Genomic DNA, 14,145 nt, shown 5'->3' on the forward strand with positions numbered 1-14,145 from the left:
CAGTTCTTGAGCAATCCCCCAAGCAGTGCTCAGGCGTTGTAGACGTGCTTCGCGCGCTTGTCGCGAAGCGCACCGGCCCACCACGTGAGCTGGTCGAGCAGTGATTTCGCGGCCAGGTCGGGTCCGTCGGGATTTCGCAGTCGGCCGTGCTCATCGAACTGCGAGTGCGCCATGGCGAAGCAGACCGTTTCCCGAATGGTGGCCGCGTGCACCTCGGCGAACACCTGTCGAAGCTGCTCGATGGCCCTCGAACCGCCGGACAGTCCGCCGTAGGACACGAACGCGACCGGCTTGGCGTTCCAGTCCACGTAAACCGAGTCGATCGCGAGCTTGAGCGAGGCGGGGTATCCGTGGTTGTACTCCGGCGTCACCACGATGAACCCTTCCGCCTCGCCGATCCGCCGGGCGAACGCCCGCACGTCAGGCGACGGGTACACCCCGGTCACCACCGGCGTGGCCTGCTGGACGGTGGGCAGCGGCACGTCCGCCAGGTCGATGACGTCGACCGAGAGGTCCTCTCGTCGCCGGACGTGGTCGAGGATCCAGTCGGCCACGGTCGTGCCGAACCGGCCCTCTCTCGTGCTGCCGATGATCAAGGCGAGTTTCAGTGGTGGTTCTGCGGTCACAGGTCCCCCTTGGTGGTCACGTCGTAGCCGCTCGGCCACCCGCTGTGATGACGCTAATAGCTGAACAAAGGTTCAGGTCAAGCGCTCGCAGGAACACACCGTCCTCGAAGAAGTCATCCGATGGCTCCGGCCAGTCTGGTTGCCGCGCAACACAACCTCGTGGTGGGCCGAGGCCTCGTTCGTCTTGTGGACGGCCTCGACCACCGCGGTTCGCTCAGACCGGACCGCGTGGTCGTGCGAACGATGTCGCCGCGCCGGCCCAGGCGGTGACGGTCGCTGTCGGCCCGCTGCACCTGGTGATGTTCAACCGCGGGCTCGCATTGTTCCTCTACCGGTTGCCCGCGCGTTCGCGGGCAACTACATCGTGCGCGGACCACAGGAGCCACCCGCACCGCCGGAAGACGAGACGGTGGGGCGCATCGCGACGTTGCTCGACTGGTCGGCCTCTCCTGTGCGAGCTCCGCTCATCGACGACTGGGAGGTGGGAACGCGTGAGGTGCGGACCGCGGACAACTTCGCGTTGACGTCGTGGGGGTGCCCGAGGTCGCCACCCTGCTGTTCAAGGACCGCGACAACATGGCCGCCTACGACACGTAGATGCGCATCGGACTCGGCGCGCTGACCGGCCTGTCGCTGTTGTGCGGCGTCCTCGCATTGCTCCGCTTCCTGAGCGCCGCCCACGGCAAACCCGAGGCGGTGAGCGCCCACTCGGTCATCGACGAGGGCGGTGTGAACGTGCGGGACGTCCGCCTGGCCACAGAAGCGTTGAAAGACTTGGCTGTCGACCGCGCGCTGGCACTCATCAGTGCGGCCCTGCTGGCGCCAGATTGTCAAGACGTAGCCATAGCCGTTGATGAACTCGCCATAGGCGGACACGATGATCCAATCGGCCGCCTCGTTGGTCTTTTTCCTCCCGATCGCTACGACGAACGTGTAATTCTCGCGGATTTCCGGTTTGCGTGGATACACGGGCGGCGGGACCGGCGATAGTGCCGTGGGGAGTCGGCAGACCCCGCGCCGAGCGGTCGAGGAGACGACGTGCACACGAGGCTGCGGCAGTACTCGGTCCTGGTGTCGGTGGTGGCGGTGGTCTCCTCGGTGGTCACGGCCACCGGGGTGCCCGTCGCGGCCGCTCCCCGTGACCTGCCTGCCCGGACGGAGGTGGCGGCGCCCCGCGTGGCGGCACCGCTCGTCGACCCACCGCCCGGTCCCGCGACCTACGCGTACGACGCGCTCGGGCGCGTCGCCGGCATGGTCGGCGCCGACGGTTCGGTCGCGCGGTACACCTACGACCCGGCGGGCAACCCGTTGGCGGTCGAGCGGCTCGGCACCCCGGCCGTCGCTGTCTTGTCCACAGTGCCGGGCATCGTGCGGCCCGGTGACGTAATGGTGGTGTCCGGCAAGGGCTTCGGCACCACCGCGGCGGCCAACACCGTCAAGATCAACGGCGTTGCGGCGACGGTCAAGACGGCCGCCGCCGACCGGCTGACCGTCACCGTGCCGACGTCGGCTACCACCGGCGCGGTCACCGTGACCACGTCGGGCGGCACCGGCACCGGCCCGGTGGTCACCGTCGTCCGCAACGACAAGCCGGCCGTCACCGACGTCACGCCGAAGATCGCCGCCGCCGGGTCGACCGTCACCGTCACCACGACCAACTCCGACCCCGAGTTCGCCAACAACCTGGTGCGGGTCAACGGGATGCTGGCCGCGGTCACCGCACGCTCCGGCGGCTCCCTCACCGTCCGGATCCCGCCGGGTGCCGCGACCGGCACCGTGTCGCTCAGCACCCCGGCCGGCACCGGCACCAGCTCGGCCGTCCTGGTCGTGCCGCCCACCGGCATCGACCCGGCCAGCATCGACACCGCCGCGGCCATCACCGTGGGCACCGCGACCCAGGTGCCGGTGGCGGCGCGCAAGTGGGCGGTGCGGTACTTCTCGGCCGCCGACGGAGATCGCTTCGCGTTCTCGTTGAGCGACGGCACCTTCGGCTCCTGCGGGCTGTACGCCCGCGTCCACGACGAGCGCAACCGGCAGACCGCCACCGGCGACTGCGTCGGCACCGGCGGCTGGATCGACACCGGCCCCACGAGCGGTCCCGGGCTGCGCACGATCTTCCTCCGCAACGACACCGACACCGCCGGCACCACCACCGTGACCGTGCGGAAGGTGCCGGCCGACCTCAACGCCGGCGCGCAGTCCCTGTCCGGCACCGCGAAGACGGTGACGGTCGCCAACCCCGGCCAGAACGCCTACACGACCTTCTCCGGCACGGCGGGCGGCCGCGTCATCGTCCAGACCACCAACGCGTCGTCGCAGTTCGGCTGCTGCGGCCTGTACTGGTGGCTCGTCGCACCGGACGGCACCCGCGTCGGCGACACCAAGTACCCCAACGACACCCTCGACACGATCACGCTGCCGCAGACCGGCACCTACCGCGTCTTCCTCGATCCGGGTGGCGCCAACACCGGGTCGGTCACGATCAGCGCGTGGTCGGTCCCGGCGGACCTCAACGCGGGCGCCCAGCCGCTCGACGGCACCGCGAAGACCGTCACCTTCACCAAGCCCGGCCAGAACGCGTACACGACCTTCGCCGGCACGGCGGGGAACCGGGTCGTCGTCCAGTCCGCGAACGCCTCGTCGCAGTTCGGCTGCTGCGGCCTGTACTGGTGGCTCGTCGCACCGGACGGCACCCGCGTCGGCGACACGAAGTACGCCAATGACACCCTCGACACGATCGCGCTGCCCCAGACCGGCACCTACCGGATCGTGGCCGACCCGTCTTCGGTGCTGATCGGCTCGGTCACGCTCACCGCGTGGTCGGTGCCCGCGGACCTCAACGCGGGCACGCTGGCGCTGGACGGCACGGCCAAGACCGTCACGATCTCCAGCGCCGGCCAGGACGCCTACGTCACGTTCTCGGCCACGACGGGCCAGCGCGTGCTCTTCCAGTCCCTCGACACGTCCGCGAACCTGGGCTGCTGCGGCGCGAGCTGGCAGGTGATCGCACCGGACGGCACGCGCCTGTCCGACGAGTACATGAACTCCACTGTGGACACGCGCACGCTGCCCCAGACCGGCACGTACAAGATCTGGTTCGGCCCGCGCGGCACCAACACCGGCTCCACGACGTTCAAGGCGTGGACCGTGCCCGCCGACGTCAACGCCGGCACCCTGACCCTCGACGGCACCGGCAAGACCGTGTCCATCACCAACCCCGGTCAGGACGGCTACGTCACCTTCTCCGGGACCACGGGCCAGCGGGTGATCTTCCAGTCCCTCGACACGTCGGCCAACCTGGGGTGCTGTGGCGCCGCGTGGCAGGTGTTCGCCCCGGACGGCACGCGGATCTCCGACGAGTACATGAACACCACCGTCGACACCAAGACGTTGACGCAGACCGGCACCTACAAGATCTCGTTCGGCCCCTACGCCGCCAACACCGGCTCGACCACCTTCAAGGCGTGGACCGTCCCGGCGGACGTCAACGCCGGCACCCTCACGCTCGACGGCACCGGCAAGACCGTCTCCATCACCAACCCCGGCCAGGACGGCTACGTCACCTTCTCCGGGACTACCGGCCAGCGCGTCATCTTCCAGTCCACCGACACGTCCGCGAACCTCGGGACGAGTACATGAGCTCCACGGTCGACACGAAGACGCTGCCGCAGACGGGCACCTACAAGATCTCGTTCGGGCCGTACGGCATCAACACCGGCTCGACCACGTTCAAGGCGTGGACCGTGCCCGCCGACGTCAACGCGGGCACGATCACCCTCGACGGCACCGGCAAGACCATCTCCATCACCAACCCCGGCCAGGACGGCTACGTCACCTTCTCCGGGACCACCGGCCAGCGCGTCATCTTCCAGTCCACCGACACGTCCGCGAACCTCGGGTGCTGCGGCGCAGCCTGGCAGGTGTTCGCCCCGGACGGCACGCGGATCTCCGACGAGTACATGAACACCACCGTAGACACCAAGACGTTGACGCAGACCGGAACCTACAAGATCTCCTTCGGGCCCTACGGCACCAACACCGGCTCCACGACCTTCAAGGCGTGGACCGTCCCGGCCGACCTCGACGCGGGCGCACTCGCCCTCGACGGCACCGCGAAGACCGTCACCGTCACCAACCCCGGCCAGGACGCCTTCGCCACCTTCTCCGGCACGGCTGGCCAGGCCGTCACCGTCGGGTCCAGCAACACCTCCGGCTCGCTGGGCTGCTGCGGCGCGGCCTGGCAGATCATCGCGCCGGACGGACAGCGGTTGACAGACCAGTACATGAACACCGAGGTCACCGGGCGCGTATTGCCGCAGACCGGCACGTACAAGGTGTGGTTCGGGCCCTACGGCACGAACACCGGCGCCACGACCTTCACCGCGCGGATCGTCACCGCCGTCGCCGCGGCGGTCGCACCACCGGCCAAGCAGGCCGAGCGGACCGAGCAGACTCCCGCGGCCGTCGCCGAGCCGAAGCACGAGACCAGGACCAAGCCCCAGCTGCTGCCGGCGCGGCTGCGGGACGACTCGCTGCGGGTCGACCCCGACCCGGCCTCCCCGAACGCCGCGACGCTGGTCCGCGACGACCGGCTCGACGCGGCCTGGACGCCGGACGCGGGCAACCTCGACGGCCGTGACTGGCTGACCCGGCGCGGCCCGGCCACACCGGTGACCGACCTGACCGCACCCCGGGGTGTCACCGCGATCAGCGGGCACGTGCTCGGGCTCGACGGCAGGCCGCTGGCCGGCATTCCGGTGCGCGTCGACTCGATCCGCACCACCACCGACGCGAGCGGCCGGTTCCTGCTGTCCGGCGTCCGCGCCAACGCGACCATGATCGTGGTCGACGGGTACGCGGCGGACACCGGCAAGAGCAGGTACGGCACGTTCCGCATCCACGCCAGGGTCGAGCGGGGCACGACGACGCCGCTGGACGCGCCGGTGTGGCTGCCCAAGCTGGACATGGCGCACACGGTGAAGCTCGCCGCACCGACCGCGAAGGACACGGTCCTGACCACGCCGGCCATCCCCGGCCTCGAGGTCCACATCCCGGCCGGCACCGTCGTGCGCGACATGGACGGCAAGGTCGTCACGGAGCTGGGCATCACCGCCATCCCGATCGACCGGCCGCCGTACCCGTTGCCGCGCAACGGCATCGTGCCCACGTTCTTCACCGTCCAGCCGGGCGGGGCGACGATCTTCCCGGACGGCGCGAGCGTGGTGTACCCGAACTACACCAAGCTGCCCGCCGGCACCGTCGTCGACTTCTGGAACTACGACCCGGCCGAGAAGCAGTGGTACGTCTACGGCCACGGCAAGGTCAACGCGGACGCCAGCCGGGTGATCCCGGACGAGAAGACCAAGCTGTGGACCCTCGACGGCGCGATGTTCAACACCGGCGGCAACCCGAAGCCGGACAAGCCGTGGTGGCAGGACCTGCTCGACAAGCTCTCCGGTGACCCGGTCGACCTGTCCACCGGTCTGCTGACCGACACCCACACCGATCTCGGCCTCGACGACACCCTGCCGATCTCGCTGAACCGGCAGTACTGGCAGGGCGACAACCACAGCCGCGACTTCGGGCTGAACTCCGGCGCCGACCACAACATGTACCTGGCCTCCGAACAGCAGTACCAGGAGGTCGACCTCTACACGCCGGGCGGCGGGCGCGCGCACTACGTCCGCACCTCGCCCGGCACCGGCTACGGCGACGCGGTGTTCGCCGCGGTCGGCTCCCCCGGCCGCTACACCGGTTCCACCATCGCGCAGGAGAACGGCGACTGGGTGCTGACCCTGCGGGACGGCACCAAGTGGTTCTTCCCCTGGTACAGCAGGCCGCGTGCCATGCGTGACCGCAACGGCAACCAGGTCACGTTCGTGCGGCCGAGCGGCGCCAACGGCGAGGTCACCCAGATCCTCTCGCCCAACGGCCGCTGGATCGGGCTGGAGTACGACGCCTCGGCCAGGGTCATCAGGGCCAGCGACAACATCGGCCGCCAGGTCGGCTACACCTACGACACGGCGGGCCGGCTCGCGACCGTCACCGACCCGGCGGGCAAGGTCACCACCTACACCTACGACACCGCGAACCGGGTCACCGGCATCACCGACGGGCGCGGCAACACCTACCTGAGCGTCGCCTACGACGCGAACGGCAGGGTGTCGCGGCAGGACATCGCCGACGGCGGTTCCTTCACCTTCGCCTACACCCTCGACGCGCAGAACCAGGTCACCGAGACCAGGGTGACCCAGCCGAACGGGTCGGTGCGTCGGGTGACCTTCACCGCCACCGGGATGGTCGCCACCGACACCACCGCCTTCGGCACGTCGCTGGCGCGGACCACCACCTACGAACGCGGCGCCGGCAACCGGCTCGACGCCGTGGTCGACCCGTACGGCCGGCGCGCCGAGTACACCTACGACGCCGCGGACCGGGTGGTGAAGGCGACCGGCCTCGCGGACACCGCAGGCGAGTACACCTCGGCCGAGGCCACCTGGGGAGCGTTCGACCAGCCGACGACCACCAAGGACGCGGCCGGGCGCACCAGCACCTTCACCTACGACGCGAAGGGCAACCTGCTCACCGCGACCGACCCGCTCGGCCGCACCACGACCACCACCCGCACGTCGGCGGGGCAGGTCGCGACCCTGCGCGACCCCGCGGGCGCGACCACCACGTTCACCTGGGAGTCCGGCACGCTGACCGGCGTGCGCGACGCGCTCGGCCGCACCGCGACGACCTTCCACGACGCGGCCGGCCGGCCGGTGCTGTGGACCGACGCGGCGGGGGCGCGCAAGCTCGTCGCCTACGACGCGCTGAACAACCCGGTGAAGGTCACCGACGCGCTCGGCGGCGTCAGCACGTTCACCTACGACGCCAACGGCAACCGGACCGCCTACACCGATCCCCGCGGCAAGACGACCTCGTGGACCTACGACAAGGCCGACCGGGCGGTCACCCGCGTCGACCCGTTCAACCGCACCGACACCACCACCTACGACGGCACCGGCCGGGTCACCGCGACGGTCAGCCGCGCCGGGCTGCGCACCGAGATGACCTACGACCAGCTCAACCGGCCGGTCAGCATCCGGTACGGGGTGACCGGCTCGGCCACGCAGCAGTCGAAGATCACCTACGGCTACGACGCCCTGGACCGGCTCACCACGCTCACCGACACGGCGGGCGGCACCACCAGCCAGACGTGGGACTCGTTCGACCGGCTCGCCAGCACCACCGGCCCCAACGGCACGGTCGGCTACACCTACGACGTCCTCGGCCGCACGACCGGTGTCACGGTGCCGGGGCTGCCCGCCACCACCTACACCTACGACAACGCCGACCAGCTCACCGGCGCGACCCGTGGCGGCGACACGGTCACCGTGGCGCGGGACGCGGCCGGCCGGGCCAGCGCGGTCGCGTTGCCGGGTGGCTGGCGGCAGACCTTCACCCGGGACGCGATCGGGCAGGTCACCGGCATCGCCTACAGCCACAACGGCACCGCCAAGGGCGACCTCGGCTACACCTACGACGCGGTGAGCAGGCGGACCTCGGTCACCGGCTCGCTCGCGAACGTGGCGCTGCCGGCCGCCAGGTCGAACCTGGCCTACGACAACGGCAACCGGCTGGTCTCCGCGGACGGCACGGCGCTGACCTACGACAACGACGGCAACCTGCTCTCCGACGGCACCACCGCCTACACGTGGAACGCGCGCGGCGAGCTGGCCGGCACCAGCCGGTCCGGGCTGAGCAGCACCAACGTCTACGGCCCCACCGGGATCCGGGACACCCGCACGGTCGGCTCGGCGACCACCCGGTTCGTCTACGACGGCGCCAACGCCGCCGCCGAGCTCGACGGTGCGGGCACGTTGTCGGCCGGGCTGCTCTCCGTGGGCACCGACAGGTGGGCGGGGCGCGCCAAGGCGGGGATCACCGACAGCGTCCTGACCGACGGGCTCGGGTCGCCGCTGGCGCTCGGGCGGGCGGACGGGACACTGGCCGCGACCCAGTCCTACGACCCGTTCGGCGTGCCGGCCACCACCGGTGACGCCCGCGGCTCGGATCTGTCGTTCACCGGGCGGCAGGACGACGGCACCGGCCTGCTCCAGTACCGCGAGCGGTACTACAGCCCCGCGCTGGGCCGGTTCATCTCCGAGGACCCGATCGGCTACCAGGGCGGCGGCAACCTCTACGCCTACGTCGGCAACTCGCCGGCCAACGCCACCGACCCGACCGGCACCAACCCGCTGCTGCTCGGCTGCCTCGGCGGGGCCGCGATGGACGCGGCGATGGACTACGCCGGGCAGCGCCTGTCCGGGCGCAAGGTCGACTGGGGCTGGGGCGGTGTCGGCGGCGCCGCCGCGGCCGGGTGCCTCGGCGGGATGCTCGGCGCCGGGATCGGCAAGTGGCTGTCGAAGGCCGCGGACCTGCGCGACATCCAGAACGGGTGGAAGGCGGCCGGCGGGAAGGGCTGGCAACGCGGTCAGGACATCTACTCCAAGACCGCGGCGGGCAACGACCCGGCCTGGTCGACCGTGCGGTCGCGGTACTGGAAGAACGCCGCGGAGCACCCCAGCGCGAGCCGGCAGTGGTCCGACGCCGACCTCGCCAGGATGCGGTCCGGGCAACCGCCCACTCGCTACAATCCCGACAAGGGCGGCATGGAGTCGATGGAGCTGTCCCACGAGCCGATCCCCATGCGCGACGGCGGCAAGCGGGTCGTGCCGCGCTGGCCGCAGGACCACGCGGCCAGAGACCCCTTCCGGCACCCCGGGTACTGACGAGGGACTGTGATGGCCAAGAAGCTGGGCGAGCTGTTCGCCGAGGGGCGGGGTGCGCCCCTCGACGTGGCCGGGCAGCGCGTGACGATGACCTACGAGCTGCCCGACCCCGCCGACGGCCAGACCCTGCGGATCGCGTTCACCGGCGCACGCCGGGACCGGCGGGAGGGTCTGGTGGTCAAGGCCAGGGGCGGGGTGCTGGAGGTCAACGGCCAGCGGCTCGCCGAGGTGGTGCTGTGGACCGACACCGCGCCACCGCTGGTCGAGCTGACCGTGCGCCGGTCCGGGCGCGGGGGGCTGCTGGTGCGGATGTGGAACACCTGGGTCGACGACGCCGGCGTCGACCAGGCGTGGGTCGGCAACGCGGGGATCGTCGTGGAGGAGACCGGCGACGGGGCGGTGCTGCGGTGCAGCGACGGCTACGACGACCCCTCGTTCGACGACCTCGTGGTCACGGTCGCCCGGTGATCGACCGCCGCGACCTGCTGGTCGGCGCCGGCCTCGGCACGCTGCTGGCGTGCCTGGGCCTGTCCGGCTGCGGCACGCCGACCACCGACCCGCCCGGCACCCACCCGGCGCTGCGCACCCCGCGCCCGGCCGGGGCGCTGGCCCTGCTGCGGGCGCGCGGGACGGACGCCAGGGCGCAGCTGCTGGGCGTGCGCGGCGACGACGTGATGGTCGGCCTCGGCCCGACGCTCGCGGATGTGCCCATGATGCCCGACTTCCCCGGCGAGACCCTGGACCGCGACCGTTCCCGCACCGACGCGTTCGTCCAGGTCGAGGGGGACGACCGGGACGACTGCGCGGCCCGGCTGGCCGAGGTGCTCGCCGAACTGCCCGGTCTCACTCCGGTGTGGACGGTGCCGGTCCACCGCGACGTCGCCGCGCCGCTGGACGGCAAACCCCTGCAGCGCAACCCCTTCGGCTTCGTCGAGGGGCAGACCAACGAGCAGTCGGTGCTGCTGCCCGACGGCGACACCCTCGCCGCGCTGCGCGTCATCCGGCTGGCCCACCCGCTGTGGGACGCCGACAGCGCCGAGGCGCAGGCCAGGATCATCGGCCGCCACCCGGACGGCACCTGGCTCGACGGCACCCCGGCCGGCCGCGTCCCCGACTACGCCGGCGACCCGGACGGCGCGGCGATCCCGCTGAACTCGCACGTGCGCACCATGAACCCGCGCACCGAGGGCACCCCGGCGCCGCGCATGCTGCGCCGTTCGTGGATCTACCAGGAGACCCCTGCCGAGACCGGTGTGGTGTTCATGGCGTTCCAGTCGTCCTTCGAGGACGGCTTCGCCCGCGCGCAGTCCCGCCTGGCCTCGGACGCGCTGCACCCGTACCTGCTGACCACGGCGGGCGGGTACTACCGGGTGCCCGCCTGAAGCCCGTCCTCGCGCCCTCCCCCGCGCGAGCGGTGTGCCACCCTGCGCGAGACAGGCATCGTTCCAGGTGAACGGCCTGCGCGGGCTGGGGGCGATCGGAAATTATATCTGTTTTGTATGTGCCTGGCCGAGAATGTGTGACCTCCGCGCCGCCTGACCGCTCAAGAAACCCCACACCAGTGAGGAAACACATGCCCAGACCACGGACATGGACACGTTTGGCCCTCGCCGCGGCTGCCACGGCGCTCGCCGCCGCGAGCCTCACCGCGTTGACGGCGACCCCGGCGGCCGCGGCGGCCAGGGACGGCGTCTGCGACAGCGGCGAGTTCTGCTACTTCTACAACAGCGACCGCGCGGGCTCGATCTCCGACTTCGCGGGGTCGGTCCCCGACTACGGCTCCACCCAGCCCTCCTGCTACGACTTCAAGAGCGCGGGCGCCGGACAGGGACTGTGCGTCAAGAACAACGCCGCGTCGGTGTGGAACCGCACCGGCGGCACGGTCCGGGTGTACTACAACTCCGGCTACGCCGGCGCCAGCCAGGACTTCGCGGCCGGCGCGAAGACCAACCTGAACTCGACGCTGAAGAACAACAACGCCTCGCACCAGTTCAACCCCGGCACGACCGGCCGCTTCTGGCTGCCGTTCCCCTGCGGGGAGACCTGGGAGGCGAGCACCCGCAGCAACCACAGCCCGGCCAACGCCGTCGACCTCAACCACTACCCCGAGGACAACGGCTACAAGGTCTACTCGTCCGCACCGGGCACGGTGTCGAAGGTCGCGAACCTGGGCAGCACCTCCTACGGGCGCTACATCGTGATCGACCACGCGGGCGGCTGGCAGACCCTGTACGCGCACCTCAGCTCGCAGGACGTGTCCGTCGGCCAGTCGGTGTCCGAGAAGACGATGATCGGCCGGGTCGGCAACACCGGCGGTTCCACCGGCCCGCACCTGCACTACGAGCAGAAGCTCAACGGCTCCGTGCAGCGGGTGACGTTCCGGGACGGCAACCCGACCTACTGGGGCACGCGCAACCTCGCGCGCAGCACGAACTGCCCCTGACGAACGGATGACCGGGTGCCCCGGCCGCTTCGGCCGGGGCACCCGTCGTACCCACCGGTTCGCGCGCCTGGCGTGCCGTCAGCGCAACGAGAGCGCGCGGCTGGTGGTGTGGAACAGGTCGGTCTGGTCGGTCACGCCGACCTGCGTGCGGTCACTATCCGGCCAAGGTTGCACGACCAGGTGATCACCACCTCGAGTTGCCGCACACACATCGGGAACGCTGTGGTGCATACCCCTCATCAATGCACCACAGCGTTCCCGATGCGTGCGCGGTTTTCGCTGCGCCACCGATGTGCGGTCAGGAACTCGACCACACGATCCGGTTGGAGGTGACCACCCCCTCCGGTGTGAAGGCCTCTATCCAGACCGTGTGACCGACCCCGTAGTAGTAGAAGCCGTTGAACTCGGCACGCCCGTTCGCGTTGGTCAGGCGGTTCGGTTCGTGGTCGTTGCTCCAACCGTCCTGGGCGCGGCGGGCGATGACCCTGTAGGAGGTGTTCGGCGCGAAGTCCGTCATCACGACGTGCATCCAGTTGCACGGCATGTCGTCCTCGTTCCGGCACTCGACCGGGGCACCGCGGGTGAGGGTGATCGACGGCGGGGCGTACGGGGTGACCGGGTTCGCCGCCGCGCTGGTGCCCTGGCCCGCGGAGTTGATCGCGCGGACGGTGAACGTGTGCGCGACGCGGTTGACCAGGTTCGGCACGGTGGTGCTGCGTTGAGCCCCGCCTGCCGCGACCGAACCGGTGGCGCCGTCGGCCGCCGTCCACGACACCAGGTAGCCGCTGACCGGGGCGCCGTTGTCCGGAGCGGTACCCCAGGTCACGGTGGCGGCGCGGTTGCCCGCCGTCGCCGACACCCCCGCCGGTGCGCCTGGCGGGGTGGCCGGTGCGGGTGGTGGCGTCTGCCGCGCGGGCGGGGTGGCGGTGGTCCGTTGCGGTACCGGTTGCTGCCGCACGGGCGGGTTCACCACGGGAGCCGGTGGCAACGCCTGGTCCTGCGGCCGCTGGGGTGGTTGCGTGGGCTGCGTCCGGTCGCTCGGCTCGCCTTCCGCGGTCGGGACCTCGGCCACGGCGCCGTCGTGGTCGACGACCAGCACGTGTTTGCCCTGTGCGCCGTCCACGTACAGCCGGGCGTCCTCTCCCCTGGTCAACCTGGGTTCGCCGGTCTCGGCGGGGATCGGCTTGGAGCCGCGCCTGCCCAAGCTGTCGTAGGTGAACAGGGTGTCGGTGGCCCGGTCGATCAGCGCGACGTGCGAACCGGTGGAGGCGGGCTCGTCGTAGTCACCGGGCGGCAGCGACACCTCGACCGCGTCCTGCGCGGGCTTCACCGCGTCCACGAGGTGCATCTTGTGCGCCGCGGAGTCGAGCACGGCGATGCGCCCGGACACGTCGTGCGCGGCCAGCCGGACCGAGTCGGGGGCGTCGAACCCGAGCGGCGCGCCGGCCTCCAGCGCCTCCGGGCCGACCGCGTGGACGGTGTCGCTGGAGGTGTCGACGAACATCGGCCGGTCCGCGACGACGGTGAGCGCGCCCCGGTGACCCGGCGGCACGGTCACCGGGCAGGACAACGCGTCGGACTCCCGCCGGACCTGGCACACCGCGCCGGATCGCGGCCGGTGCAGGTACACCGTGCCGTCGCCGGTGGCGACCGCGGCTCCGAGCGGTTCGCCCGCCTGCACCACGGCCTTGGGCAGGCCCAGCCGGATCACGGTGCCCAGCTGCCGGAACACCAGGTACGGGCCGCCCGCGACCTCGATCGCGGACGGCGACTCGCCCTCGGGCAACGCTGTCGTGGCAACGACTTCAAGGGTGGACTTGTCGAACTCCGTCATGTCTCCGCCACCGACGACGTACCCGGCCGTGTCCCCCTGCACGACCTGGCTGCCCGGATCCGCCTCGACCCGAACCCGTTCGCCGACCTCGCCCGACGCCCCGTCGACGTGCACGGCCTGGCGCAGCGCGGCGTTGAACACCCAGTGGCCGGAGAGGACGAAACCGGGCCCCGCCGATGAGCTCATCGCGCCCGTGGCCGCCGCGACCGCGCCTGCCGCGCAGGTGGCCACGACGGCGAGCACCAGTTTCGGCTTCAAGTTCACGGCTCGGACGGTAGGAGCAGGTCGTACAGCGATCGATCAGGGGAAGTACAACGCGAGGTCGGCGGCTCTATGCTCGTTCGGCGGGGTGCGCACAAAAGGGGAATTCCGCTGCATCCAGCATTTTTCGGTGAAGCGATGACAGGGGCGAGAATGCTGTTTCGGGTCTTCGGCTCGCTGGAGGTCACCAGATCCGGTGAA

8 protein-coding genes are annotated in these 14,145 nt (G+C 71.0%); 6 read left to right on the plus strand and 2 right to left on the minus strand.

Features of this window, described 5'->3' with window-relative positions; all coding sequences use genetic code 11:
- Window positions 1–29: 29 nt before the first annotated feature.
- Window positions 30–626, minus strand: coding sequence for an NADPH-dependent FMN reductase (locus tag ADL03_RS07640; RefSeq protein WP_231641605.1), 597 nt, complete (start codon window positions 624–626; stop codon window positions 30–32).
- 597 nt (window positions 627–1,223) lie between these two features.
- Between ADL03_RS07640 and ADL03_RS46750 the strand changes: the two genes are divergently transcribed.
- From ADL03_RS46750 to ADL03_RS07670, 6 genes are all read left to right on the plus strand, one after another.
- On the plus strand, window positions 1,224–1,616 hold the full coding sequence (locus ADL03_RS46750) for a hypothetical protein (protein ID WP_157528298.1): 393 nt from the start codon (window positions 1,224–1,226) through the stop codon (window positions 1,614–1,616).
- 48 nt (window positions 1,617–1,664) lie between these two features.
- On the plus strand, window positions 1,665–4,265 hold the full coding sequence (locus ADL03_RS07650) for an RHS repeat domain-containing protein (protein WP_053732639.1): 2,601 nt from the start codon (window positions 1,665–1,667) through the stop codon (window positions 4,263–4,265).
- A complete protein-coding gene (locus tag ADL03_RS50455) occupies window positions 4,262–9,406 on the plus strand; it encodes an RHS repeat-associated core domain-containing protein (RefSeq protein ID WP_053732640.1) in 5,145 nt (1,714 codons plus the stop codon). Before ADL03_RS07650 ends, ADL03_RS50455 begins: the two co-directional genes overlap by 4 nt.
- Before the next feature lie 12 nt (window positions 9,407–9,418).
- Entirely contained in the window at window positions 9,419–9,874 is a 456-nt protein-coding gene (locus tag ADL03_RS07660; RefSeq protein ID WP_053732641.1) for a hypothetical protein, read from the plus strand.
- Entirely contained in the window at window positions 9,871–10,788 is a 918-nt protein-coding gene (locus ADL03_RS07665; protein ID WP_053732642.1) for a Dyp-type peroxidase domain-containing protein, read from the plus strand. Before ADL03_RS07660 ends, ADL03_RS07665 begins: the two co-directional genes overlap by 4 nt.
- Window positions 10,789–11,006: 218 nt before the next feature.
- Window positions 11,007–11,849, plus strand: a complete 843-nt coding sequence (locus tag ADL03_RS07670; protein ID WP_197288180.1) for a peptidoglycan DD-metalloendopeptidase family protein — start codon at window positions 11,007–11,009, stop codon at window positions 11,847–11,849.
- A gap of 298 nt (window positions 11,850–12,147) precedes the next feature.
- On the opposite strand, the gene ADL03_RS07675 is transcribed toward ADL03_RS07670, so the two are convergent.
- Window positions 12,148–13,947 carry a fibronectin type III domain-containing protein gene (locus tag ADL03_RS07675; protein ID WP_053732644.1) on the minus strand — a complete coding sequence of 600 codons (1,800 nt, stop codon included), beginning with the start codon at window positions 13,945–13,947 and terminating at the stop codon, window positions 12,148–12,150.
- Between the last annotated feature and the right edge of the window lie 198 nt (window positions 13,948–14,145).

The organism is Nocardia sp. NRRL S-836, from assembly GCF_001279525.1.
Lineage (GTDB): Bacteria > Actinomycetota > Actinomycetes > Mycobacteriales > Pseudonocardiaceae > Lentzea.

Coding starts and splice junctions, on each gene's coding strand:
- ADL03_RS46750 (WP_157528298.1), top strand. CDS start 1,224: ATGCGCATCGGACTCGGCGCGCTGACCGGCCTGTCGCTGTTGTGCGGC.
- ADL03_RS50455 (WP_053732640.1), top strand. CDS start 4,262: ATGAGCTCCACGGTCGACACGAAGACGCTGCCGCAGACGGGCACCTAC.
- ADL03_RS07660 (WP_053732641.1), top strand. CDS start 9,419: ATGGCCAAGAAGCTGGGCGAGCTGTTCGCCGAGGGGCGGGGTGCGCCC.